We start from the raw sequence: 24,793 nt of genomic DNA on the forward strand, positions 1-24,793 counted from the left end.
TAGTGTCTTTCAATATAACGAAAAAAATGAGATCAGCGTATAAGAATCTATCCCGGTTATCATAACATTATCTCATAAAAAACCCTGTCAGCCAGCGGCTGACAGGGCATCGCACTAATTTCTTTTAACAATCCTGCAATTCAATCTTCGCTCATCAGCGAAATCAGCATTAATCCTGTAAATCACAGTTCCGGTAGGCTTTTATCAACCCGGCTTCGCTTTCTTTCCCCTGACCGGTGGTACCATGTTCCATACCCAGCACGCCTTTATATCCTTTTTTATTCAGGTGGGCGAAAATGTTTTTGTAGTTGATTTCACCGCTGCCGGGTTCTCTTCGGCCAGGGTTATCACCGATCTGGATATACGCAATTTCATCCCAGCATAAATCGATGGTAGGAATGAGGTTACCGGTATTGCGTTGCATATGATAGATATCGTAGAGAATTTTGCAGGCAGGGCTTTTCACTGCTTTGCAAATCTCATAGGATTGTTCGGCTGTGCGAAGGAAGAGATCCGGCGTGTCGCTCAGTGGTTCGAGTACCATGACAAGATTGTGTGGCTCAAAAACCGCAGCGCCTAAACGAAGTGCTTCGATCACGTTGGCGGTTTGAATACCGATAGGCAGATTGCGGTCAAAAAAGCCAGGGACAACGGTTGCCCACTTGGCATTACAGCGTTTGGCAACGTCTACGCTGTCTTTACAGGTCTTCACAAAAGCATCGGTAAATTCCTGTTTACCGGTAGTCAGTGAAGTTTTCCAGTTGTTGCCGGTGTCTACTACAAACACACCCATGGTCATGCCCAGTTTAGCGAGCAGGTTACCAATCTTTTCCTGTTCAGCAACAGGGCGGTGCATCATGCCATTATCTTCAATGGCCCGGAAACCCTGGTCATACATGTACTTGATCTGATCGAGGAAATCATTACCAGCACTGAGTTTGAACTGCCCGTCATGTGGGGCGAAATTCATTTTAAAGGGTTTTTCCTTAGCAGCAGCCGGACTGCCGGTTGCAGCCTGGCTTTTGTTGGCGATGCCGCCCAGAGCGAGCGCGGAAATTCCGGCTAATGTACCTTGTTGCAGGAATTTTCTTCTTTCCATAACGTTGGTTAATTTTAAAATGACAGAGAAAAGGACATTTGCTAAATTTAATGGCTTTTATAAGGAAATGCTAATATTCTTAAAAAAATTTCAAATCATTCAAGTATTTCCCACTCGTAAAAAAAATATTGCATTCCATTTTGTAATTTTTTAAATTACACCCACTGTTTTTTTAAATCGTTTGGATGACTAGATATTATGTGACCTTTCTGCTGGGCGGGTTGCTCGGCCAAGGCATGGCTACACAGGCGCAACAGGCCTTTACCACGTATGAACAACAAATTCCCGGAACGACCGTCAGTTTTAAAATGGTGCCTATCAAAGGCGGCACTTTCACGCTAGGAAGCCCGGACAATGAAAAAGGAAGAAACAAAGATGAAGGACCGGCCAAAAAAGTGACTTTGGGCGACTTCTGGATGGGCGCTACAGAAGTGACTTTCGACGAATACGATGTGTATGCAGATGCAGAAAAAGATAAAACACCGATTCCCGATGGGATGACGCGGCCCAGTCCGCCTTATATTGACCTCACGCTGGGCATGGGTAAAGGTGGTGGTTATCCGGCCAATAGTATGAGCCAGTATGGCGCATTGATGTATTGCAAATGGCTGTATGCCAAAACCGGCGTCTTTTACCGGCTGCCTACTGCAGCAGAATGGGAATACGCCTGCCGTGCCGGATCTGCAACCGCTTATCCGTATGGAACAGATGAATCTCAGCTGAAAAAATACGCCTGGTATAAAGATAACAGTGAAGATAAATATCATAAAGTAGCCCAGCTGCAACCTAACGCCTGGGGATTATATGATATGCTGGGTAATGTGGCCGAATGGACATTAGACCAGTACGAGGAAAATGGCGTTGCCACTGTGGCCGCCACAGATCCCTGGACAGCGCCTACGGCTAAAATGCCGCGTGTGATCAAAGGAGGTAACTATAAGGATGCGGCTCCGGCTTTGCGCAGTGCTGCCCGCCTGAAATCCGACCCGATATGGAACCGCAGGGACCCACAGATTCCCAAAAGCTCCTGGTGGAATGCGGATGCACCCTTTATCGGTTTCCGTATCGTAAGACCAGCCAAACAACCGACACCGGAAGAAGCACAGAAATTTTTTGAAGACGTAATCGATAAATACAAAGGTTCCCGCTAAGCAGCATCATCTAAAAAAATCAATAAATCACAACGCAATTTTATGGAAAGCGAACAACAAAAATTCCACGGTCAGGGTCGTCGCGATTTCGTTAAGCAAACATCGATGCTTGCGGGCGGATTGCTGGCGATGCCTATCTTATCCAAAGCCAATTATTTCTCCGGTTCTTCTGATGTCATCAAAATTGCGCTGATCGGTTGCGGCGGTCGTGGTACCGGCGCTGCTACACAGGCACTGAGCACAAAAGAGAACGTTCAACTGGTGGCGATGGCCGACGCCTTCCCTGACAGGCTGAATGACAGCTATAACAATATCAAGGAAGCATTAGGCGATAAAGCCAGCCGCGTAAACGTGCCGGAAAAAAATAAATTCACCGGTTTCGATGCCTATAAACAGGCGATCGCACTGGCAGATGTGGTAATCCTCACCACCCCTCCGGGTTTCCGTCCTATCCACTTTGAAGAAGCCGTTAAACAAGGCAAACACATCTTCATGGAAAAACCGGTAGCGACTGATCCTGCCGGTATTAAAAGAGTACTGGACGCTGCTGAAATAGCCAAGTCCAAAAAACTGAACGTAGTAGTAGGCCTGCAACGCCGTTACCAGAACTCCTACCGCGAGCTCTACAAACGCGTGCAGGATGGTATGATCGGCGATATCCTCTCCATGCAGGTATGGTGGAACCAGGGTGCGCTGTGGGTAAAACCACGTAAACCGGAATACACCGAAATGGAATACCAGATGCGTAACTGGTATTATTTCAACTGGCTCTGTGGTGATCATATCGTAGAACAACATATCCACAACATTGATGTGGGCAACTGGTTTAAAAATGCTACACCGGTTACCGCTGGTGGTATGGGGGGCCGTGCGGTACGCACCGGCAAAGAATACGGTGAAATATTCGACCACCACTTTGTGGAATACCGCTATGCTGATGGCGTAGTGATGAATAGCCAGTGTCGTCACTGGAAAGACGCTCCCAGCAAGGTAGATGAAGAAATCGTAGGTACTAAGGGCCGCATCTATTGCGATAAAGCACAGATTGTGGACCATAAAGGAAAAGTGCTGTATCAGTTTGATAAGAGCAAGGAAAATAACCCTTACCAAACCGAACACGATGAGCTGTTTGCAGCTATCGCCAAAGGACAATACAAATTTGCGGATGCACAACGTGGTGCAGAAGCCACGCTTTCTGCTATCATCGGTCGTTTGGCGACTTACTCGGGTCAGATCATCGATTGGAAAACAGCGCTCAATTCCGGTCTGAACCTGCAGCCGCAAAAGTATGCTTTCGATGCGCCGCCGCCGGTGGTACCAGATGCTTCCGGTAACTACGCGTATGCGAAACCAGGTATTACCAAATATTTCTCCTGATATTTTTTTCTGCACACGAATCAGAAACAATGGGAAGATGCTGACAACATCTTCCCATTTTTAGTTATAACTTACTGTTATGAGATTGATACTTCTGCTTTCCGCCATCGGCTTGTCTTTACAGGTGTCTGCCCAAACGGCCGCCATCAGTAAATGGGCGGGCCATTCGCTGTTGCACCAGAAGCCGCTGGAACAAGCCCACGTGGGAATATCCATTTACGAGCCAGCCACCAAAAAATACTGGTACCAATACCAGGATGATAAATTTTTCACGCCTGCTTCCAATACCAAAATATTTGCCCTGTATGCAGGCCTGAAGCTGCTGGGCGATTCCCTGCCGGCTGCGCGGTATTATGAAAACGATACGGCCGTTTTTGTAAAAGGTATGGCTGATCCTTCTTTCCTGCACCCGGACTATACCTTTCAACCGTTGTTGCAGTTGTTGCAGCAAACCACTAAAGAGATATACCTCGTGCCGGCAGTGAACCTTAACAAACGTTACGGTCCGGGATGGTCCTGGGCTGATTATGCCGATGACTACCAGCCGGAACTGACCGAGTGGCCGATGTATGGGAACGTAGTCCGCATTTATCATCATGGCGATACCAGTAAGATGGTGCCTGCGCTTTATGACCTGGAAGTCGCGGAAGACCGTACCATCGGCAGTACCAGCACTGACCGCGATGAGCGGAACAATCTTTTTTTCCTGAAGTATAACCCTGCCTACAAAGAAATTTCTTCCACAGAAGTACCTTTTATCACAGGTGCTGAACAGCAGCTCCGCGAGCGGCTGCAGGACACGTTACACAAACGTATAGGCGTTTCTGTTACACCACAACCGGCATCGTTCCGGTTATTAAAAAGTATTCCGGCTGATTCGTTGTTTACACCGATGATGCACCGGAGTGATAACTTTTTTGCAGAACAAACGCTGATGATGGCATCGGCCAGTCTCTGGGATACCATCAGTTCCCAAAAGATGATTACCTGGCTGCTGGACGGTGATTTGAAGGACTTGCCGCATCCGCCGCAATGGGTCGATGGTTCCGGGCTTTCCCGTTATAACCTGATTACACCGCGCGATTTTGTCAGTATCCTGGATAAGATGTATCAGCAATATCCGCAACAAAGATTATGGGATATTCTTCCTACCGGTGGGAAAGGTACGCTGCGCAATTATTACCAGCAGCAGTTTGTACACGCTAAAACCGGTACGTTGAACGGGGTAGTGGCGCTGAGCGGGTACCTGGTGACCAAAAAGAACAAAACGCTGATATTCAGTGTACTGGTAAATAACCATCAGGATACGGCCACGAATGTACGAAGGGCAGTAGAGCGGTTGTTAACGATGATCTGGAAAGAGTATTAGGGTTTGAGCATATAAGACACCAGTTTGATGGTATCGTCTGCCTGGTCTGCTTCGATAAGGCCTATTCCTTTAGCATAGTAGCTGGTGGAGATAGTACCGATCGGCACCGGGTTATCAAGTACGATAGCGGAGGCATCCAGCTTTACGGCAATCACATCCAGGTAATCTTTGCCGTTAACGGTTTTGGTAATACTTTTTTGGGTGATGGTATGTTGCAGCACTGCTTTGGTAGTAAGCGTGCCGTTGCTGACAGTAACGGTATCTGACCAGGAACCGCCCTGCGGCACGTTTTCCCTGAGATAAGTCAGCTGCAGGCTGTCTGCCTTATATCCCTGGAAAGTAAGGATACTGGCTATTTGTGTGTAGTTGCCATCTTTACAGTTGGAGCAGAAGAAAACGCTGTCATCTTTCACTATTTTGTAGGTACTGCCGTTGATCGTAGTGTCGCCTGAAACGGTGAGGGTATACGCGATGGTGTCCCGGGTGAGATTAACATCAATATAGGAAAAAGAAGAACCGGTAGTATAGGGAGCATAATCGCAGGTGGGGAATCCTGTTCCATCATGGCTCATTTCTTTACTACAGGCCATCAGCAATGCGCAGCCTGCCAGAAACAAAAAAAATGCGTGGAGGTGCTTCATAAACAATAGATCTGGTTACTACATAACGTTCAGTACTATGAATTTATGCAAAAAGGCCGATAGTTTTTCAGACTATCGGCCTTTTTACATGCATCATAAATTTATGTTATTCTATTCTTACTTTAAATGAGCCACTGATAGGAACCGTAGTGCCGTTCTGGCTTTTTTGAACGTTGCCGGAGAAAGTAGCATCGAGATACTCGCCTGCCACGCCTGTATGAGTGATGGTAACGCTTACAGCTTGTCCGGAGTAGTAGGCTCCGTTCATGCTAACGGAGATGTAGTTTGTGGTGGTTCCTACTTTTATATCCGAAAGTCGCATCGTGATCTGGTTGCCCTGACCGGATTTTGGTGTGGCATAGATGGTATAGGATACGTAGTTGCTGGTATCCGAACGATGGCTGATGAACTGAATGGAATCCGCAGGGGAAGTAAAGCTGCTGGTTTGGCCTTCCAGCAAAAAGGAGACGGTGCTGGCCTGTATCACATCACATGCCTGAAGATCGCGGGTGTAGGTGCCCGGCGCCAGTTGATAAGTGACAGTAGACATCTTATTGGCAGTCTCATCTACCGGGTTCAGGGTAACCGTTGCTGTACCGGTGGCACAACGAAGCACGGAGGAGGAATAGGCACCGTTTTGAATAGGTGCTTTATAGGTGATGCCATCCACCTGAACGTTTACCAATCCTTTCGTAACAGCAGCGCCGTCGCAGGTGGTTACCGTACCGCTGATGGCTATTCTTGCCTGTGGATCAATGGTGACATTAAACACGCCGGCATTGGCATCTGTAGTCCAGGGGCCGGCTTTTCGGGAGAACATGATTTTCCCGCATTTATCTTTAATGGAGATAGTTACCTGCTCGTTTGCGGGAACCATGCCACGTACTTCACCATTAGCATCGGTATAGCCGTAGGATTCACTACCATTACTCCGGGTCATCTGTATGATGGTATTGGGTAGCGGATTGCCCTGGTCGTCCTTGAAAGTAGCATTTAAATTAACGATAGGAAACTGCGCATCACAATTCCAGAAGGAGAAGTGTTTCACGGTACCTACATAGCTGTCGCCCATTTTTTCGGCGCTGCCTTCCTGTCTCCACAGGCCGGTGCTTTCTTCAAAGTGCCATAAGGGAATAACGGCCGGTGCTGTTTTTCGGAGCGTTGCCGGGATCTCCATCCGGAAGGTAACACTGTTACGGCCATCGAGGTGCAGTTTCTCTCCGTTTTCGGCCTGCAGTTCCAGGGCCATCATACCGAAGGACTGTAAGCCTACCAGTTCATTTTTATCGTTCACTGCCCGGAGGTCGCCAGGCATAATATCGGCGAAATCATTTCTTTCCGGGTTGATGAAAGCATAGGTCAGCGTTGCTTTGCCTTTATAGGGCTGATTGGAGGCATCCAATACCTGGTTGGGGACAAAGATGAACTGTGCGTTGGGGCCTGCTACCATACCGCCTGTGGCGGCATCGAAGGTACCGGCTACTGTTTTAGGCAGCAGTTGAATTTGAACAAACTGCTCCTTGCCTGCGCCGGTAACCTGGAAAGTACGGATACCATTAAAGTAGCCGGGCTTCTGTACTGTAACCACGGCGGCGGCTTCAGTAATATTAAGTGTTGTAAAACGGAAGACGCCATATTCGTCAGTGATCGTGTTTTGATCTCCGCATAACACCCGGGCTCCTGCCAGGGGATTATTTTTTTCGTCTGTAATGCGCCCTTGTACGCCTGCCTGCACCTTTTTATCGGAGATAGGGGGCTTTCCGTTGGTGGTGGGTGTGGTGGTTTCAGGTTGGGTGTCTGCTGTTACCATTCGTTTGTCGCAGGCTGTGAGCAACAGTATACAGCAGGTTAGTAGCCAGAGTATATTTCGTGTCATAGGGGATAATTAATTCACCTGAATAGAGGTCAGATTTTATAAATGCAAAGATACTCGCTTTAGAGCTCGCTGTTTTAAAAAAAAATGTTTAAACCACCCTTATTTTTAGAAAATTATCAAGATATTTCTGAATATCTTACCTGGTGTATTGAATACCCTTATTATAAAATCTAAGTCTTGTTGTCACTATCTAAATCTTGTTATTAAAATACGTTATTGAAAAACACTAAGTCGTCACCATCTAAATCTTTTTATTGAAATAAACGATTGAAAAACACTAAAACGTAGCATTTTTTATCACCCAAAAATCTCATTTATGAATCCACGTTATGCGAAGGCAATGCTATTGCTATGCCTTTCTGCCCCTTCCTCCGGGCTGTTCGCTGCGAGGGCACTCGCTCCTGCGGTATGGCAGCAGACTAATCCAACGGTAGAAGGTAAAGTAAAAGACATCAATGGAAATCCCCTGCCCGGGGTGACGGTACTGCTGAAAGATAGTCAGCGGGGCGCTGTTACAGATGTCAAAGGAAGTTTCACACTCAAAGACGTTAAAAAAGATGCTGTACTCGTTTTCCAGTTTGTAGGATATGATCCACAGGAAGTAAAAGTGGAAGGCCGTACATCCGTTAACGTAGTACTGAAAGAAAACCAGAAAACACTGGATGAATACGTGGTGGTGGGATATGGTACCCAGAAAAAAGTGACCAAAACCGGCGCTGTGGCCACTGTAAAAGGTGCGGAGATACAGCAATCCCCTAATGTCAACATCTCCAACTCACTGGTAGGACGTATTCCGGGTATTATTGCGGTGAATAACAGCGGTGAGCCGGGGAATGACAACTCCCGCATTTATATCCGGGGCCGTAGCACGCTCGGCGTGAGTACCCCTTTATATGTGATTGACGGTATTCCCCGTGAAGGCTTTGCCAGGCTGGCTCCCGGCGATATCGAAAGCGTATCTGTATTGAAAGATGCGGCGGCAGCGATCTACGGTTCCCGTGCGGCCAACGGTGTTATCCTCGTTACTACCAAACGTGGTAAAATCGGGAAGCCCACTGTCAATTACGGCTTCAACCAATCATTTGTTTCGCCTACCCGTTTGCCTAAGATGGCCGATGCGCCTACCTATGCTAAACTGGTGAATGAAATCCTCCAGTATGGCGGCGATAAGCCCCGTTTTACGGACGATCAGATTAAAAAATTCGGCGATGGCTCCGATCCCTGGCTGTATCCTAATACTAACTGGTACGACGCTACGATTAAAAACACCTCGCTGCAAAACAGACACGACCTGTCCCTTAGCGGTGGCTCCGAGAAAATGACCTACTATGTGTCGCTCGGAAGCCTTTTCCAGGATGGTATTTATAAATCCAGCGCTACCTATTACAAACAACAGAATATCCGGGCCAACCTGGACGCTAACGTGAACGAATATGTGCACCTGCGTTTTGACCTGGCAGGCAGACTGGAAAACAGACACTACCCGCCCCGTTCCGCCGGCTCCATTTTCCGCTCCCTGATGCGCGGCAGACCTACGGAAAACGCTATATGGCCCAACGGTCTCCCCGGTCCGGACATCGAATACGGCGATAACCCGGTGGTAACCAGCACGGACGCGATCGGCTACACGAGCGATAAAAACTATGTCGTGAATGGTACCCTCGGCGCCACTGTCAACATCCCCTGGGTACAAGGTTTGTCTGTCGATGGAAATTTCGCCTATGACCAAAACTTCGCCTTCCTGAAAACATGGGTAAAACCCTGGACACTTTATACGCTCGACCCTAACAGCCCGGACCATAAGCTGAACCCGGCTTCCAGAGGTGTGAGCGCACCAGAAATGAATGAGAGCTTCAATAGTAACCGATTGACCACGGTGAACGTGAAACTGAACTACGTACGCTCCTTCGGTAAACACAACCTGAGTACTTTCGTGGCTTTTGAACAGGCAACTTTCGATGGTGATACCATGTTGGCTAATCGCCGGTATTTTATCAGCGATAAACTGGATGAACTGTCCGCAGGAGGCGACAAGGAAAAAAGCAATGGCGGCAGCGGTTTCTCCTTTGCCCGCCGCAACTATTTCGGTCGTGTTTCCTATAATTACAAGGAAACCTATCTGTTCGACTTCAACGCCCGATATGATGGAACACAGAACTTCCCGCGCAACAGCCGCTTCGGTTTTTTTCCCGGAGCATCAGTGGGTTGGGTAATGTCTAATGAAGGTTTCTGGAAACAGGGAGTCCGCGCTATCGATTATTTCAAAATCCGTGCATCCTGGGGCCAGATGGGGAACGATCAAATTCCGTCTTTCCAGTACCTGAGCACCTATGGTTTCAGCAGTGGCGGCGTGATGTTTGGTGACGATCTGAACAAAGGCATCTATCAATTGCGCTCTCCCAACGAAGCCATTACATGGGAAATGGCCAATAATTACGACATAGGTATCGAGGCTTCCCTGCTGGGAGAAAAGTTGTCTTTGGAAGCAGACTATTTCTATACCCGCCGCGCCAACATCCTCGTCAGCCGCAGTCTGTCCATGCCCGGTTATACCGGTATGACCCTGCCCCAGGAAAATATCGGTAAAGTAGAAAACAAGGGATTTGAAGTAGTGGTAAAACACAAAAATGATATCAACAAATTTCATTACGAAGTAGTCGGTACCGTTACACACGCCCAAAACAAAATCCTGTTCTGGGATGAAGTGCCGAACGTTCCGGAATGGCAGAAATCAACCGGTAAAATGATTGATGCGCCCTTGTATTACAAGGCAATTGGTATCTACAAAACACAGGAGGAAGTAGATAAATCCGCACATATCAGCGGCGCCCGGGCGGGAGATGTCATCTTCGCGGATATGAACGGCGATGGCATTATTGATGACCTGGACCGCATCCGCGTAAACCGTACAGAAAATCCTACCTGGATATTCGGTCTTACCCTGAGCGCTAAGTACAAAAACTTCGATTTCACCATGTTGTGGCAGGGTGCCAGCGGCGCCAGCCAGTATCTGCACACAGAGTCCGGTCTTATCGGCAACTTCCCGGAAGCCTACATCAAAGACCGCTGGACAGTAGACAACGTTAACGCTTCCTGGCCAAGGGTAAATGACCGTGACCGCGAATATTGGGTAAGCCGTCAGAATACTTTCTGGTTCTGGAAGACGGACTATGCCCGTCTTAAAACAGTAGAACTCGGTTACACCATCCCCGGTTCAGCTATCAGAAGCATCGGCCTGCAGAAACTGCGTGTATACGTGAGCGGTCAGAACCTGGTGACCATAGACAATGTAAAAATATTTGATCCTGAAGCACCAATGGGTAGCGGGCAGTTTTATCCGCAGACGAAGATTTACAATGTGGGATTAAATGTCACTTTCTAAACAACGAGCCATGAGAAAACTAAACATCATACAATATCTGGCAGCGGCTGTCCTGGTGTTTGCTGCTACCGCGTGTAAGAAGGACTTTCTGGAAAAGAAGCCCCTGACAGAATATCTGGAGTCAGAAGTATGGCAGGACAAGGGCCTGGTACAGGCTTTTGTAAACGATCTGTATGTGCAGATGCGCTCCGGTTACGGAGAAGTAATGCTAGCCTCTATGACAGACGAAAGCCGGTTCATTCATGATTATAACACTTCCCGGGTAGTACAGGGCAATGTGTCTCCGGATGATATCGGTGCACTGAATGATTTCAGCCGCTGGGATGGTCATTACAAGGAGATCCGCAATTGTAATATGTTCTTCGAGAAAATTGATCAGGTACCCATGGATGATGCCTTGCGCAACAGGATGAAGGGTGAAGTACATTTCATGCGGGCCTGGTACTATCACATGCTGGTGAAATATTATGGTGGCGTACCGCTGATTACCAAAACCTTCAATATAAAGGGAGATGAACAAGCGATCCTCAATGTGAAACGTGATACCTACGAAGCCTGTGTGAAATTTATCACTGACGAGTGCGACAGTGCCGCTAAGCTGCTGCCAGTAATAAATGAAGACCCGGCAAACAAAAACAGGGTCACCAAAGGAGGCGCCCTGGCACTGAAATCCAGAATATTACTGTATGCTGCCAGCGATTACTTCAATATCAACGTAAAAAGCGCGTTGATGGGGTATACCACCGGCAACCAGACAGACCGCTTGCGGGCAGCCAAAAATGCGGCCAAAGCAGTGATGGATATGGGCATTTATGAACTGTATCAACCTTCAGATTCTGCGGCAGACAACTATAGCCGCGTTTTCCTGGACAAGGACCATAAGGAGTTGATTTTCGTAAAACAATACGACAAGGCTTTATTGGGCACTTCCCATGATTTGTATAACGGGCCGAATGGTTATCACAATTGGGGAGGTAATGTGCCACTGGAAAACTTCGTTACCGGTTACCAGATGAAAGATGGTACTGCCTTCTCCTGGACGAATACTGCGCAGGCGGCTGCACCTTATGTGGGCCGCGATCCGAGGTTCTATGCTACTATTCTGTATGATGGCGCCAAATGGAAACCCCGTCCTAAAGATGGGGCGGAAGTAGATCCTATTGGGGTGATACAAACCGGCAAATATGAACCTAAAAATGGGGGCAAAGACAGTGTTTGGGGATTGGATACCCGTAACAGTACGATCGAAAACTGGAATGGTACCTTCTCCGGTTATTACCTGCGTAAATTCATGGATAAAAACCTGGATGCACAATTCTTCCGTGGTAGCCAGAACTGGATATTCTTCCGTTATGCGGAAATATTGCTGAACTATGCAGAAGCCAGCATCTGGTTAGGAGAAGAGGCCGATGCCCTGCCGATACTTAACAAAGTACGTACCCGCGCCGGCATGCCGGCTACCAGTGCTACCGGCGATGCGCTCAAGGCGGTGCTGAAATATGAAAGAAGGTATGAACTGGCTTTTGAAGAACATCGTTTCTTCGATGCCCGCCGCTGGGTAGTGGATGCGATGACCTATTTTAACGGCAGCGCGCAGGGTATCGAGGTGCTGGGCTCACAAATCGCCAACCATCCGTTTATATACCGGCCGGTGGATATACAGTCCCGTACTTTCAAGGTGAAGGATTACCTGGTACCTATTCCTGCTGCAGAAATCAGGAAAAATGGTAACCTGGAACAACAGGTGCCGTATAAGTAATTTAGTTATTTTGATATTTAGTCATTAAAAAAAGCAGCGAAGATCAATAGTCTTCGCTGCTTTTTTAATATCAAAATTGTAAAATAACCAAATGTCAAAACTAAACGCCGAGTGACCAGCCGTCACGATAGGTGCGTTTCACAAATTGGTTGGCTTCGTCGAAGTTGGTAATCTTCATGTTGGCGCCATCCCAGAGCAGTTTGATGTAGCGGCCGGGATAGTCGTAGCCTTTACCGGATGCTTTTGGCTTGCGGATGTCGAAACTACGGATAGCCAGGTTAGCCATCAGAATGGTTTCGGTCAATGGTCCGGCAATATCGAACGGAGAGCTGATTGTTTTGTTCAGCTTGCTGTCGTAACCAGCAATAGCGGCGTTTACCCATTGTACGTAGTGTCCTTCCGGTACACGGGCAATGGTTTGCGGCACTTTTACTTTTTCCATGCGGGAAGTGGGCAGGAGTTTAGGGTCCTTGCCATAAGTACCGCACATCATTTTACCTTTAGTACCGATGAAGATGGCGCCGTTGCCACCATCACCCATTACTTCGTTGGGGCCCAGTTCTTCCGGACGTTCCGGTTGAATACCGCCGTCCATCCAGTGCAGGGTTACTTCCTTGCCGTTTTTGCCGGGGAATTTCATGATCACATGGGAAGAAGGAGGACAGCTTTCGGGGAAGTAGCCACGGGTGAATTCACCTACGTACACGCTGCCTACGCTACATTCTACGGAAGTAGGGTAGCCCAGACCAAGCACACGGAAAGGCGGTTCAATAATATGACAGCCCATATCGCCGATAGCGCCGGTGCCGTAATCCCACCAGCCGCGCCAGTTGAAAGGTACGAGGTTGTCTACATAATCTTTTTTAGGCGCAGTACCCAGCCACAGGTCCCAGTTCAGTTCTTTGGGAACTTCTGTTTTACCGGTAGGCCAGGGAATACCCTGTGGCCATACAGGACGGTCTGTCCAGCAGTATACCGTATGTACATCACCGATAATGCCGGCATTATACCATTCCATCAGCTGACGTACACCGTCACCGGAAGCGCCCTGGTTCCCCATCTGGCTAACCACCTTGTGTCTTTTGGCGCCCTGGGTGAGCATACGCGCTTCATAGATATCGTGTGTCAGCGGTTTCTGCACATATACGTGTTTGTTCAGCTGCATAGCGCCCATAGCGGCTACTGCGTGCTGGTGGTCCGGAGTGGACACAGAAACAGCGTCGAAATTTTTATGCTCTTTTTCAAACATCTCCCGGAAGTCGGTATAAAACTTGGCTTTCGGGAATCGTTTAACGGCATCGGCTGCACGACGGGTGTCTACGTCGCAAAGGAAAGCAATATCGGCGGGGCCTTCTGCAAATCCGGTAAGATCGCTGAACCCTTTACCGCCAACACCAACACCTGCTACGCGCAGACGGTCGCTTGGCGCTGTATAACCTCTACCCAATACATGACGTGGAACGATCATGAACCCTGCCGCGGCGAGTGCGCCGTTTCTCAGGAATGATCTGCGGGATACCTGGTTGTCCCCGCTCTTTTTTTCTGGAACCATGAGTGATATTCGTTTTTAGGTACTTATTAAATCGCTGATAATGATGAACCGCGGATTGTTAAGGCGAAGATAAAAGCCTAATCCTGTTTTTCTATGTCCGTTTATCAATTGACGCTCCGGATCCATCATTTATAACGTTTATTTAATCCCAGGTCATGATCTTACCTCTGTCTTCAATTTTGAGGCAGGTGGCCAGGGTTTTTTCGTCGTACGCATAACCATATTGTTTCAATACATCTGCCGGTACGCCATCCCACTCATTAGGCGTATTACCTACGTAACCCAGGTCCTTGATACCAATTTTGCTGGTGAAGAAACCAGTGGCGGTCAGGTTACGCATGCGGTTGAAGAAGGCTACACCCTGACTGTTTTCCGGCGCCGCCTTTTCAGGATAAGCGATCAGATCAACAATGGCAATACGTTGCTCCGGTGTACACTCCGCAAAGGATTTGTTGTAGCGTTTGGCACATTGTACGTCCAGCCAGCGCAGGCCGCCACGCATGGGCAACTTGTGCTCAGGAATATCTTTTACGATGAACTCAATGAACTCCGGCACTTTCGCATCGGAAGCGCTGCCGGAATGTTCATCGGCCGGAATAATGATGTCAGCCAGAATAGTGATGGTTTTCATTTCTTCCGGTGTGAAGAACTTTTCTTCCATCAGGCCTTTATCGCGCAGGGCTTCGTCCGGCGTACGACCGTAGCCGGCTGCATTACCTGCCTTTTTCTCTCCGTCAGTCTTTTTGTCTTCACAACCAGTGGCGGCGATGATAGTGCCTACAGATAAAGTTCCCAGCGCAAGGGCTTTAAGGGATTCTCTTCTATCCATTTTTTATTTTTTTATTTTTTCATTTGGTTATTCCTCCGGTTCATTCTTCGCTTCGATCATTCAATAACCAAATAACTAAATGTCAAAATGATTAAATGTTTTGTTTCTTCAGCTGATCTACGATATAGTCAGAAGCGCGCCATGCAAGGGCCAGAATGGTCCAGGTCGGATTTTTATCTGCCTGCGATACAAATGCGCCGCCATCTACCACGAACAGGTTTTTTACTTCGTGTGCCTGGTTGAACTTATTCAGTACGGAAGTAGCAGGGTTATCACCCATGCGCGTGGTGCCCACTTCGTGGATAATACGGCCAGGGTTTTCCAGGCCATATTTGGTGTCTTCTCCGGGTTTGGTGCCGGAAGCAACGCCACCCAGCTCATGGATCAGCTGTTCAAACGTATCCTGCATGTGTTTGGCCTGTTTCACTTCATGATCGCTCCAGGTGTAGTGGAAACGTAGTACGGGAATACCCCATTTGTCCACCACGTTAGGATCTATTTCGCAGTAGTTATCTTCCCGTGCAATACATTCACCTCTGCCGGCAAAGCCGATATGTGCGCCGAAGTAACGGCGGTAGTCGTCTTTCAGGGAAGCGCCGTAACCGCCGGCTGCTTTGGGTTTGCCGTCACGGCCGGGATATTTGCCATTCATTTTTTCCATACCGAAACCGTAGCCGTAGGAAGGCATATGCATGCCGCCGCCCATTTCAATATGGTAACCGCGGGCGAAATCCAGTTTTTTATTGTCACCCCACCACGGAATGTACAGGTGCATGCCGCCTACGCCGTCTTCGTTATAACGTTTGCGGTCCATCAGGGCGGGAATAAAGCCACTGCGGGATGCGCCGGTAGAGTCGTGGAGGTATTTGCCTACTACGCCGCTGGAGTTGGCCAGGCCGTTCGGATGTTTGGCGGATTTGGAATTGAGCAGTAACCGGGCTGATTCGCAGGCGCTGGCTGCCAGTACTACCACACGGGCGTTGACAGAATATTCCTGCATGTCTGCCTTGTCGATATAGGCTACACCGGTAGCTTTGCCGCTGTCGTCGGTGAGCACTTCCCGTACCATGGCGTTGGTGTAGAGGTCTACGTGACCACTTTTCATAGCGGGTTTCACCAGTACGGAAGAAGACGAGAAATCGCCATATACCGTACAGCCGCGGCTACACTGGCTGCAATAGAAACAGGGGCTGCGGTCTTTGTTGACCGAGCGGGTCAGAATAGACAAACGGGCGGGGATAACGGGCAAGCCCATTTTTTCTCCGGCACGTTTCACCATCAGCTCGTGCATCCTGGGTTTGGGAGGAGGGAGGAAGAAGCCATCGGGTTCGTTGGGCAGGTTCTCTTTGGAACCGAATACGCCAATCAATTTATCTACCTTGTCGTAATAAGGGGCTACGTCCTGGTAGCTGATAGGCCAGTCGTCACCGAGGCCATCATAAGTTTTATGTTTGAAATCGCGTTCGCCAAAACGGAGGGAAATACGGCCCCAGTGGTTGGTACGTCCTCCCAGCATGCGGGAGCGGAACCAGTCAAATTCAGTTCCGTTTTTTCTCGTATATGGTTCGCCGTCGATCTCCCATCCGCCATAGGCGGCGTCGAAGTCACCGAAAGGGCGGGTAGTGCTGGCGCCTCTTCTGGGAGATTCGTAGGGCCATTTCAGTTGAGTCGCCTGCTCCGGGTCTGCCGGATCGTATTTGGGCCCCGCTTCCAGGAGCGCTACTTTGAGACCGGCTTCCGACAATATTTTGGCTGTCATACCGCCACCGGCGCCTGAGCCAACAATACAAACATCATAAAGCTTAGCCTGTTTTTTAATTTCAAAAGCCATTTGCGTGGAAATTTTTTAGACTTTATTTAAAGAACACCGGTTTTAAATCTATAAATTAAATGTGTAAAAAGCACGGTTTTTTTTATGAGTGAACAGTCTCCTTACATCATCGGCGTAGATATTGGTACCAGTAGTGCTAAAACGATTGGGCTTGGGCTTCAAAATGAGGAGGTAATAGGGGTGTTTCAACAGGCTTATACCACCCATTACCCACAGCCGGGATATGCTGAGCAAGATCCGCTGCTGTTGCTGGATGCGGTCAAAAAAGGTATCCGGGAAGTGGCGGCGGCGGCAGGATACCCGCCGGCAGCCATCTCGTTTAGCAGCGCCATGCACAGTATCATGGCCATTGACAGCGAAGGGAACGCACTTACGCCGCTGTTGCTCTGGGCCGATAACCGCAGCGAACCGCAGGCCCTTGCGCTGCGGGATACCGAAGCGGGGAAACGGTTGTACCGTCAAACGGGTACGCCTGTACATGCCATGTCGCCCCTGTGTAAACTGCGCTGGATACGGGAAGAGCAACCGGCGCTTTTTGCCCGTGCGGCTATCTTCCCGGGTATGAAGGAGTATATCATATATCATTTTTTTGGGAGATATATAAGCGACCACTCGATAGCTTCTGCCACGGGATTGTTTGATATTGCTGCGCTGCAGTGGCATCCCGAAGCGCTGGAATATGCCGGTATTACCGCTGCGCAGCTACCGGAACCGGTACCGGTTACCTGCCGGCTGCCGGAATTACTCCCCGCCGTAGCGGCGGAACTGGGTATTCCGGCTGCTACACCTTTTATCATCGGGGGAAGTGATGGCTGCCTGGCCCAGCTGGGGAGTCATGCGCTGGATGCAGGACACGCCACGATCACCATCGGCACCAGCGGGGCGGTAAGGATGGCCGGCTCCAGGCCGGAGACAGACGCCTATGGCCGCCTGTTTACCTACCTGCTCACAGACGAGGTGTATATCACCGGAGGGGCTACCAACAATGGCGGCACCCTGTTGCCCTGGCTGGTGCGCGATTTCCTGCGGATGCCACTAACGGCCTTGCAGCCGCTGGTGGAGGAAGCGCTGCAAACAGATACCGGCCGGTTGTTATGCCTGCCATACCTGCTGGGAGAACGGGCGCCTATCTGGAACAGCCATGCCACAGCTGCTTTTGTTGGCATACAGCCGGTGCATACCGCGGCGCATTTTATGCGGGCTATGCTGGAAGGGATTTGTTTTACGCTGCTAAGCATTCGCCGGGCGCTGTCGGAAACAACGGGTCCGGTGCGGCGTATATCTGTCAGCGGTGGCTTTACGGCCACTCCCGGCTGGATACAGCTACTGGCCGATATCTTCGGGGAAGAGATGATATTGAACCAGCAGAATGATGCTTCTGCATTGGGGGCTATTATGCTGGCAGCCAATGTGTTAGGGCTGCCCGTAGGGAACGGGCAAAAGCCGGTTACGACGGTTTTTTATCCTGATAAAGGAAAATATGCGCACTATCAGCAGCAATATAATCGTTACCTGCGGCTGTATGATGCGCTGAAGACGGTGGGGGAGCAATAAAAGCGCCATGGTCGCCTATTAAAGAATGCGATAGTGACCACGGCGAGGAGAGGGAAGACCGTTTCTTGTACCCAGAGCTCCTGGTTTTTATGGGATTGGCCACCCGCCTGTCACGCGGCGGAAGCGTAAGCCCTTATTTCAAAAACAAAAAAGGGCCGACCGCTACGGTCAGCCCAGGTATTTTCATTGAAAATTATCTTAGTTACCTCTTTCAAACATCCGGGCAAGGTCGGTGAGTTTAAAGGAGATGAAGGTGAACTTCCCGCTGGGCGCTACATTCGGCATGCTGCAGGCGAAGAGTTCATCGATCATGTTCTGCATTTCGCGGGCAGACAGGATTTTGCCGGCCGGAATGGCGTTATTGCGGGCCATGGAGCGTACCAGCTGTTCGCGGCGGTTGATTTTCAGCTCACTGAAGTTTTTGAATTGTTCAAGGAGGCCTTCTATCGTAGCCTGATCGTTGCCGGACTGCATATCGGCCGGGGTACCCCTTACCACGAAGGTGTGGTTCCCGAAAGGTTCCAGTTCGTAGCCCAGTGCCTGGAGTTCAGGCAGCATTTCGGTTACCAGTACTGCATCAGCCGGAGGTAGCTGCAGTGTTTGGGGGAAGAGGCTTTGCTGGGTGGCCATCGGGGTTTCCTCGAGGGCGCGCTGGTAGCGTTCAAACAGGATACGTTCGTGGGCAGCCTGCTGGTCTATCAGAATAAAACCGGATTTGATCTGTGACAGGATAAACTGCTGGTGTACCTGTACCGGCACTTTTTGGTCGGTAGCGGTATCCTGCCAGCGTTCGTCGATGACGGAAGCCGTAGCGTGTGGCTGGCTTTCGTAAGTCACCGCCGGACGGGTTTCAGCCGCTGGCTCCACGGTATAGGAGCTGATGGTGTACCCGTCGGCTTCGGGTGTGTTTTGGCTGCTTTCATACAGGTCTTTCCAGTGTTTCAGATTGCTGCTGCTGCTGCTTTTGTCAATCATATGAGCCTGGTTGGCCTGTGTAAACGATTTATAGAGGGGGGAATGGGTGTATTCCTCCTGTTGTTGTGCAGTGAAGGGTTTGCTGACAGCGTCCAGGGCCTGAATGTTCGGGTCCAGGTCAAAGTCGAGCGTTGCGGTGACGTTAAACTGTGCCAGTGCATGTTTCACGGTGGCCTGTACGAAGGCGTACATTACTTTCTCGTCATCGAACTTGATTTCCTGTTTGGTAGGATGTACGTTGATGTCCACATGTTCCGGGTTGACATCGATAAACAGGACGTACAGCGGGTAGCTGTCGGCCGGAATGATGTCTGCAAAAGCGTTCATGACGGCATGGTGCAGGTAAGGGCTTTTGATAAACCGGTTGTTGACAAAGAAGAACTGGTCGCCTCTGGTTTTTTTAGCTGTTTCCGGTTTACCGACGAAGCCATATACGTTCATATAGTCGGTACTTTCCTTCACATTTACCAGGCGGGCATTATAATGTTGCCCCAGAATGGCGATGATCCGCTGTTTCAGGGAGCCTTTATCGAGGTGAAAAAGTTGCTGATTATTGCTGGTGAGCGAAAACTGCAGTTGGGGGTAGGCCATGGCCACCCTAATGAATTCGTCTACGATGTGCCGCATTTCGGCCGCGTTGCTTTTCAGGAAGTTACGGCGGGCGGGCACATTGAAGAACAGGTTTTTCATGGCGATGCTGGTACCTTCAGCGGTCTGGCAGGGTTCCTGCTTTTTCACCAGGCTGTTGTCTATTTCAACATAGGTACCGGCTTCGGCGCCTTTTTTCCGGGTTTTGAGTTCTACCTGGGCAACGGCGGCAATAGAAGCCAGCGCTTCCCCTCTGAAACCCATGGTCCGGATCTGGAAGAGGTCTTCTATGGATTGTATCTTGGAGGTGGCATGGCGTTCAAAACACATACGGGCATCTGCTTCGCTCATACCGCCACCGTTATCGATTACCTGCACCAATTCCTTGCCTGCGTCTTTTATGATCAGCTGAATCTCGGTCGCACCTGCGTCCACTGCATTTTCCAGTAATTCTTTTACCGCTGATGCCGGTCTTTGTATCACTTCGCCTGCAGCTATCTGGTTCGCTATATTGTCTGGTAATAAATTGATGATGTCCGCCACTTAACTAGCCTTTTGGCGTAAAGTTAATAATTTATACGCAGTTGCTCGCGGGTGATTATCAGACTGTTTGAAACATTTAAGCACAGGATTTGTTAAATACCCGGCTGATTTGCAGGAAATAACAATCCATCAAGCCACTTCATACGTAATTTATTAAGAGAAAAAATATTCATCAGGCCAACAGAGAAAATACAATGATAGTGTTAATGACACGTTAACGGAACAAAACGCTATACTTGAACCTGCAGAATCTGATAATTTTGAGCATCTTATATTAGTCACCAACTGAAGACGATCGCTAAAGGCGAAAAAAAGAATTCAATGGAAGAAGGAAAAAAGAAGGGAGACGTTTACTCCCATTCGGATACAAGTAAGGTTAACCTGCCGGACGACGAATGGAAAAAGATCTTACCACCGGAAGTGTATAACATTGCCCGGGAAAAAGGAACAGAGTGGGCATTTACCGGAAAGTACTGGAACAGTAAAGAGAAAGGAACCTACTACTGTGCAGCCTGCGGCCAACCGCTTTTTGTATCCGATGCCAAATTTGAGAGTAGCTGTGGCTGGCCCAGTTTTTTTGAGCCGGTATCCAAATCCAGCGTCATCTATGCTCCCGACAACAGCCATGGCATGCACCGTACAGAAGTACTTTGCGGCCGTTGCAAATCACACCTGGGACATGTTTTTGATGATGGACCGCCGCCTACAGGCCTGCGCTACTGTATCAACTCCGTGATCCTCGATTTTGAACAGGCCACGGAAGTCGACAAGCAATTTTCAACAAAAGAAGAAAAGGAAAAAGAGTAACCCAACCCGTTGATCAATGCCAACGCTCTGGCGGATGCACAGTAAAAAAATCCGTATTTTTATTGTAATCAATTCCCCGGAGTTATGAAAGTCTTAAAAGCACTTGCCTGGATAGTTGCGATTCTCTTGCTTGTACTGATTATACTCATTTTTGCTGCCCCTACCCAAATACACGTGGAACGCTCGGTGGAAATTAATGCACCGGCATCTATCGTATGGAATAATATTGTCCGGTTCGAAAAGTTCAACCAGTGGAATACCTGGAAGCTGATGGACTCCACAGCCGAATATACCATCACCGGGGATGACGGCACCGTAGGCGCCATCGACGCCTGGAAAGGCAAAAAAATCGGGGAAGGCAAACTACAACACCTCTCCCTGGACCCTTACAAGTACATCCAACAGAAACTAACCTTTATTACGCCCTTCCACTCCGAGTCTGACGTTTTTTTCCAGCTCTCTGAAGCTGCGGGTAAAACCAAAGTGATATGGGGTTTTAATGCCCACTACGACCGCCCGCAGAACGTGATGGCCCTTTTTATGAAAGGCGCCCTGGAAGATGATTTCGCCAAAGGCCTCAGTAACCTGAAAAGCATGGCGGAAGCAGATAAGAACGGACCAGGTACCCCCAACGGCATCAATGTGATGGTCCGGGAAATGGATTACCCCGCTACCACCTATGCGGCCGTACGTAAAACAGTCCCTTTTAAAGAGATCACCCGGTATTACCAGGGTAACCTGGAACGGGTGTACAAAGCGGCTACGACGGCTAAGCTACAGCCAGGCGTGCCCTGCGGGCTGTTTTATACCTGGGATGAAAAAAAACGGGTGACTGATATGGCAGCGGCCATACCGGTACCGGAAGGCAGTACCCTGGGACCGGGTTTCGAAATAATTAAACTCCCGGCCGCCAAAGCAGCTTATGTGGATTATTACGGTCCCTACGATAAAATCGCCAATGCACACGTAGCCATCCAGCAGTTTATTGAAAAAAAGGGTAAAAAGGTCATCCCGCCAACCATGGAGATGTATGTGACAGATCCGGGCAAAGAGAAGGATAGTAGCAAATGGCTGACGAAAGTCATTTACTTTATGCAGTGATAATCAGCACTAACGGAAAGAGATAAACGGAAAGCCGGCAAAAAAAGAAGACTATCGGGAAGCTGTAGCTGCGTAGGTGGTTGGCTCAAATTCAATGATCTCGTACATGGCCAGCTGGTGCCTTTCCAGCGGGTCTTCGCTCATGATTTGCTCCACTTCCTTACGGCTCGACGCCTGACACAGGATCAATGAGCCGGATTTGGGCTTCCGCCTGCCAGACAGGATAAACTTGCCGTTGTCATAGTATTTTTGCAGGAACGCTGTATGCGCTTCCATAAAGTGCTCTACCGCCGCTACCGGACGGATGTATTGCAGGAGAATCAGGTACATAACGGTTTTTCGATGGTTTTAATTGTTAGTTTCATAGTAAAGCAACAAAGGTATTAACTATATTGATCCCAAAATATTGTATGTGGCATAGTACTCCCCTAAAAATAGGGACATATAAGCTACAAAAATATGCGTACTTTCGCACCACCGAAATACCACGATTGTGGGAATGTGCCGAAAAATGGTCGGTATCCCTACCATAGTCAATTATTAATTTTTATATCTTTTATGAAAAGAACAATTTCCAAAGTTTTGTTAACCGCTGTTACTGCAGCGGTAGTCCTGTCGGCCTGCTCCAAGGTTCCGGAAGTGAGTAAACACATCCCTAAATCAGCCGGTGTTGTGTTAGACCTGAATGCCAAAGAAATTACCCAGAAGCTGGCCACCAATGGGCTCACCATGGATAAGCTCTTCTCCGCTGTGCAGACCAAAGATTCCAGTGAAATGATGAAATCCTGGAAAGATGCCCAGAATGCAGGCATCGACCTGAAAGGCCATTTCTTCGTGTCTTTCGTTTCTGACAGCTCTTCCTACGTTACAGCAACCGCTTCCCTGACAGACGCGGATAAGTTTGAAGCGTTCCTGAAGAAAAATGAGAAAAACTTCACCCTGAAATCCGGATCAGACTTCAAATACATCCTGGAAGGGGAAAGCAAAGGCATCGTGGCCTGGAACAAATCCACCGTGATTTTTGTATCCGACTTCGATCCTAACAACCTCAGAAACGGCGGATTCCCCTCTTCCAACAGCACCGAAGCTTACCCGGAAGAACAGGTAGATTCGGCCGCTACTGCGGTTGATTCTGCTGTGGCTACACCGGTGGCCCTGGTGACTGCCGACGAAGAAGCCGCTACCCAGCACATGGTAAGGACGGTAGACCGCCTTTTCCACCTGAAAAAAGACGAAACAGCGGGCTCCCTGGAACCATTTGCCAAAATGCTGAAAGAAAATGCTGACGTCAGCATCTTCGTAAACCCCAATGCACTTTATGGCAGCAGCATGTTTGCTATGGTGCCGGCCAACTTCAAAAAACTGATGGAAGGTACCTACTATACCGCCACATCCAACTTCGAAAAAGGCAGGATCGTTGCTAACGGTACTTATTACATGGGTAAGGAAATTGCCCGCATCTATAATAAATACGGTAAAAAGGAAATCGACCTGGATATGCTGAAGAAGTACCCTTCCCAGAATGTTACCGGTTTCATTTCCTACGCTTTCGACTTCCACATGGTGGGTGAAATCGTTAAATCTACCGGTATGGACGGCGTTGTAAACATGTTCCTGGCTAAATCCGGCCTGTCTATGGACGACGTGCTGAACGCCTTTGAAGGTCAGTTCACCTACGTAGCCTCCGATCTGGCTATCCAGAAAAAAGAATCCAAATACTTCCCCGGCGAATTCTCTGAAGAGCCTACTGCTAAATGGATCTTTAACATGAAAGTGGGCAACAAGGAAGCATTCAATAAAGTGATGACTTCCCCTATGATGAAAGAAATGTTCACCAAAGAAGGCGATCGCTACGTATATGCTAACCCCGCGATGGCGGCGGCTGGCATGCCTGCTGTTTCCATCACGGAAAAATTCATCACGGTAGGTTCCGACAGCACCCTGCTGCAGGACTACCTGGCCGGTAAAGGCAGCATCAAACTGCCGGAAGGCATCGAAAGCAAAGTGAAAGGCAGCATGATGGGCGGCTATATCGACATGGAAAAAGCTCTGGGCGTTATTCCGGAAGATAAAATGAACAGCGAGGAAGAAAAAGGGATCCTGGCAAAACTGAAAAACCTGATGAAAGACGCTACCATGGTAACCAAAAATTCCAGTGGTGACGTTTCCCAGTCTGAAATTATCCTCAACTTCAAAAACAAGGATGAAAACAGCCTGGTACAGCTGATCAACTTCGGTAAAGATGCTGCTCAGGCAATGGAAGCTAAAAAAGCCAGAGAAAAAAGCATGGAAGACAGCCTGTTCTCTTCTTCGGTAGACTCAGCGGCAGTGCCTGCTACGTCAGCACACTAATACCGAC

17 protein-coding genes are annotated in these 24,793 nt (G+C 48.8%); 9 read left to right on the forward strand and 8 right to left on the reverse strand.

Annotated features, from left to right (window positions below):
* Window positions 1-169 precede the first annotated feature (169 nt).
* A complete protein-coding gene (locus ICL07_RS15175) occupies window positions 170-1,099 on the reverse strand; it encodes a hydroxypyruvate isomerase family protein (protein ID WP_188088736.1) in 930 nt (309 codons plus the stop codon).
* Between the two features lie 185 nt (window positions 1,100-1,284).
* Here ICL07_RS15175 and ICL07_RS15180 point away from each other — a divergent pair, with 185 nt between their 5' ends.
* From ICL07_RS15180 to ICL07_RS15190, 3 genes are all read left to right on the forward strand, one after another.
* Entirely contained in the window at window positions 1,285-2,250 is a 966-nt protein-coding gene (locus tag ICL07_RS15180) for a formylglycine-generating enzyme family protein (protein WP_188088737.1), read from the forward strand.
* Window positions 2,251-2,292: 42 nt separating this feature from the next.
* Entirely contained in the window at window positions 2,293-3,627 is a 1,335-nt protein-coding gene (locus ICL07_RS15185; RefSeq protein WP_188088738.1) for a Gfo/Idh/MocA family protein, read from the forward strand.
* Between the two features lie 79 nt (window positions 3,628-3,706).
* Window positions 3,707-4,996, forward strand: a complete 1,290-nt coding sequence (locus tag ICL07_RS15190; protein ID WP_188088739.1) for a D-alanyl-D-alanine carboxypeptidase/D-alanyl-D-alanine-endopeptidase — start codon at window positions 3,707-3,709, stop codon at window positions 4,994-4,996.
* On the opposite strand, the gene ICL07_RS15195 is transcribed toward ICL07_RS15190, so the two are convergent.
* A complete protein-coding gene (locus tag ICL07_RS15195; protein WP_188088740.1) occupies window positions 4,993-5,637 on the reverse strand; it encodes a hypothetical protein in 645 nt (214 codons plus the stop codon). The two genes, ICL07_RS15190 and ICL07_RS15195, sit on opposite strands and share 4 nt — an antisense overlap.
* Window positions 5,638-5,743: 106 nt before the next feature.
* Window positions 5,744-7,513: a carboxypeptidase-like regulatory domain-containing protein gene (locus ICL07_RS15200; protein WP_188088741.1), complete on the reverse strand. Its 1,770-nt coding sequence runs from the start codon at window positions 7,511-7,513 to the stop codon at window positions 5,744-5,746.
* A gap of 316 nt (window positions 7,514-7,829) precedes the next feature.
* Between ICL07_RS15200 and ICL07_RS15205 the strand changes: the two genes are divergently transcribed.
* A complete protein-coding gene (locus ICL07_RS15205) occupies window positions 7,830-10,895 on the forward strand; it encodes a SusC/RagA family TonB-linked outer membrane protein (RefSeq protein ID WP_188088742.1) in 3,066 nt (1,021 codons plus the stop codon).
* Between the two features lie 10 nt (window positions 10,896-10,905).
* The gene (locus ICL07_RS15210) at window positions 10,906-12,654 is read left to right on the forward strand and encodes a RagB/SusD family nutrient uptake outer membrane protein (protein WP_188088743.1); all 1,749 of its coding nucleotides are present in this window, start codon (window positions 10,906-10,908) and stop codon (window positions 12,652-12,654) included.
* Between the two features lie 100 nt (window positions 12,655-12,754).
* On the opposite strand, the gene ICL07_RS15215 is transcribed toward ICL07_RS15210, so the two are convergent.
* The 3 genes from ICL07_RS15215 to ICL07_RS15225 all read right to left on the reverse strand — a co-directional run bounded on the left by ICL07_RS15215 (window position 12,755) and on the right by ICL07_RS15225 (window position 16,866).
* Window positions 12,755-14,206: a Gfo/Idh/MocA family protein gene (locus ICL07_RS15215; RefSeq protein ID WP_188088744.1), complete on the reverse strand. Its 1,452-nt coding sequence runs from the start codon at window positions 14,204-14,206 to the stop codon at window positions 12,755-12,757.
* A 142-nt stretch (window positions 14,207-14,348) separates the two neighbouring features.
* Window positions 14,349-15,035, reverse strand: a complete 687-nt coding sequence (locus ICL07_RS15220) for a gluconate 2-dehydrogenase subunit 3 family protein (protein ID WP_188088745.1) — start codon at window positions 15,033-15,035, stop codon at window positions 14,349-14,351.
* 91 nt (window positions 15,036-15,126) lie between these two features.
* Window positions 15,127-16,866 (reverse strand): GMC family oxidoreductase, encoded by a 1,740-nt coding sequence (locus tag ICL07_RS15225; RefSeq protein WP_188088746.1) that lies wholly within the window; start codon window positions 16,864-16,866, stop codon window positions 15,127-15,129.
* Between the two features lie 84 nt (window positions 16,867-16,950).
* On the opposite strand from ICL07_RS15225, the gene ICL07_RS15230 reads away from it, so the two are divergent.
* On the forward strand, window positions 16,951-18,420 hold the full coding sequence (locus ICL07_RS15230) for a gluconokinase (protein WP_188088747.1): 1,470 nt from the start codon (window positions 16,951-16,953) through the stop codon (window positions 18,418-18,420).
* 198 nt (window positions 18,421-18,618) lie between these two features.
* Here the strand turns inward: ICL07_RS15230 and mutL are convergent, their stop codons facing one another.
* On the reverse strand, window positions 18,619-20,526 hold the full coding sequence (mutL, locus tag ICL07_RS15235) for a DNA mismatch repair endonuclease MutL (RefSeq protein WP_188088748.1): 1,908 nt from the start codon (window positions 20,524-20,526) through the stop codon (window positions 18,619-18,621).
* 321 nt (window positions 20,527-20,847) lie between these two features.
* On the opposite strand from mutL, the gene msrB reads away from it, so the two are divergent.
* Both msrB and ICL07_RS15245 read left to right on the forward strand, forming a co-directional pair.
* Entirely contained in the window at window positions 20,848-21,333 is a 486-nt protein-coding gene (gene msrB / locus ICL07_RS15240; protein WP_188088749.1) for a peptide-methionine (R)-S-oxide reductase MsrB, read from the forward strand.
* A gap of 84 nt (window positions 21,334-21,417) precedes the next feature.
* Window positions 21,418-22,434, forward strand: a complete 1,017-nt coding sequence (locus tag ICL07_RS15245; RefSeq protein WP_188088750.1) for an SRPBCC family protein — start codon at window positions 21,418-21,420, stop codon at window positions 22,432-22,434.
* A gap of 51 nt (window positions 22,435-22,485) precedes the next feature.
* On the opposite strand, the gene ICL07_RS15250 is transcribed toward ICL07_RS15245, so the two are convergent.
* Complete coding sequence (locus tag ICL07_RS15250) at window positions 22,486-22,764, reverse strand: YciI family protein (RefSeq protein ID WP_188088751.1); 279 nt, start codon at window positions 22,762-22,764, stop codon at window positions 22,486-22,488.
* A gap of 228 nt (window positions 22,765-22,992) precedes the next feature.
* On the opposite strand from ICL07_RS15250, the gene ICL07_RS15255 reads away from it, so the two are divergent.
* On the forward strand, window positions 22,993-24,786 hold the full coding sequence (locus ICL07_RS15255) for a DUF4836 family protein (protein ID WP_188088752.1): 1,794 nt from the start codon (window positions 22,993-22,995) through the stop codon (window positions 24,784-24,786).
* The last annotated feature ends 7 nt before the right edge of the window (window positions 24,787-24,793 follow it).

This window comes from Chitinophaga qingshengii (assembly GCF_014529935.1).
In the GTDB taxonomy this organism is placed as follows: Bacteria; Bacteroidota; Bacteroidia; order Chitinophagales; family Chitinophagaceae; genus Chitinophaga; species Chitinophaga qingshengii.

Coding starts and splice junctions, on each gene's coding strand:
- ICL07_RS15250 (WP_188088751.1), bottom strand. CDS start 22,764: ATGTACCTGATTCTCCTGCAATACATCCGTCCGGTAGCGGCGGTAGAG.
- ICL07_RS15230 (WP_188088747.1), top strand. CDS start 16,951: ATGAGTGAACAGTCTCCTTACATCATCGGCGTAGATATTGGTACCAGT.
- ICL07_RS15205 (WP_188088742.1), top strand. CDS start 7,830: ATGAATCCACGTTATGCGAAGGCAATGCTATTGCTATGCCTTTCTGCC.
- ICL07_RS15185 (WP_188088738.1), top strand. CDS start 2,293: ATGGAAAGCGAACAACAAAAATTCCACGGTCAGGGTCGTCGCGATTTC.
- ICL07_RS15175 (WP_188088736.1), bottom strand. CDS start 1,099: ATGGAAAGAAGAAAATTCCTGCAACAAGGTACATTAGCCGGAATTTCC.
- ICL07_RS15200 (WP_188088741.1), bottom strand. CDS start 7,513: ATGACACGAAATATACTCTGGCTACTAACCTGCTGTATACTGTTGCTC.
- ICL07_RS15225 (WP_188088746.1), bottom strand. CDS start 16,866: ATGGCTTTTGAAATTAAAAAACAGGCTAAGCTTTATGATGTTTGTATT.
- ICL07_RS15190 (WP_188088739.1), top strand. CDS start 3,707: ATGAGATTGATACTTCTGCTTTCCGCCATCGGCTTGTCTTTACAGGTG.
- ICL07_RS15215 (WP_188088744.1), bottom strand. CDS start 14,206: ATGGTTCCAGAAAAAAAGAGCGGGGACAACCAGGTATCCCGCAGATCA.
- ICL07_RS15220 (WP_188088745.1), bottom strand. CDS start 15,035: ATGGATAGAAGAGAATCCCTTAAAGCCCTTGCGCTGGGAACTTTATCT.
- ICL07_RS15195 (WP_188088740.1), bottom strand. CDS start 5,637: ATGAAGCACCTCCACGCATTTTTTTTGTTTCTGGCAGGCTGCGCATTG.
- ICL07_RS15245 (WP_188088750.1), top strand. CDS start 21,418: ATGAAAGTCTTAAAAGCACTTGCCTGGATAGTTGCGATTCTCTTGCTT.
- ICL07_RS15180 (WP_188088737.1), top strand. CDS start 1,285: ATGACTAGATATTATGTGACCTTTCTGCTGGGCGGGTTGCTCGGCCAA.
- msrB (WP_188088749.1), top strand. CDS start 20,848: ATGGAAGAAGGAAAAAAGAAGGGAGACGTTTACTCCCATTCGGATACA.
- ICL07_RS15210 (WP_188088743.1), top strand. CDS start 10,906: ATGAGAAAACTAAACATCATACAATATCTGGCAGCGGCTGTCCTGGTG.
- ICL07_RS15255 (WP_188088752.1), top strand. CDS start 22,993: ATGAAAAGAACAATTTCCAAAGTTTTGTTAACCGCTGTTACTGCAGCG.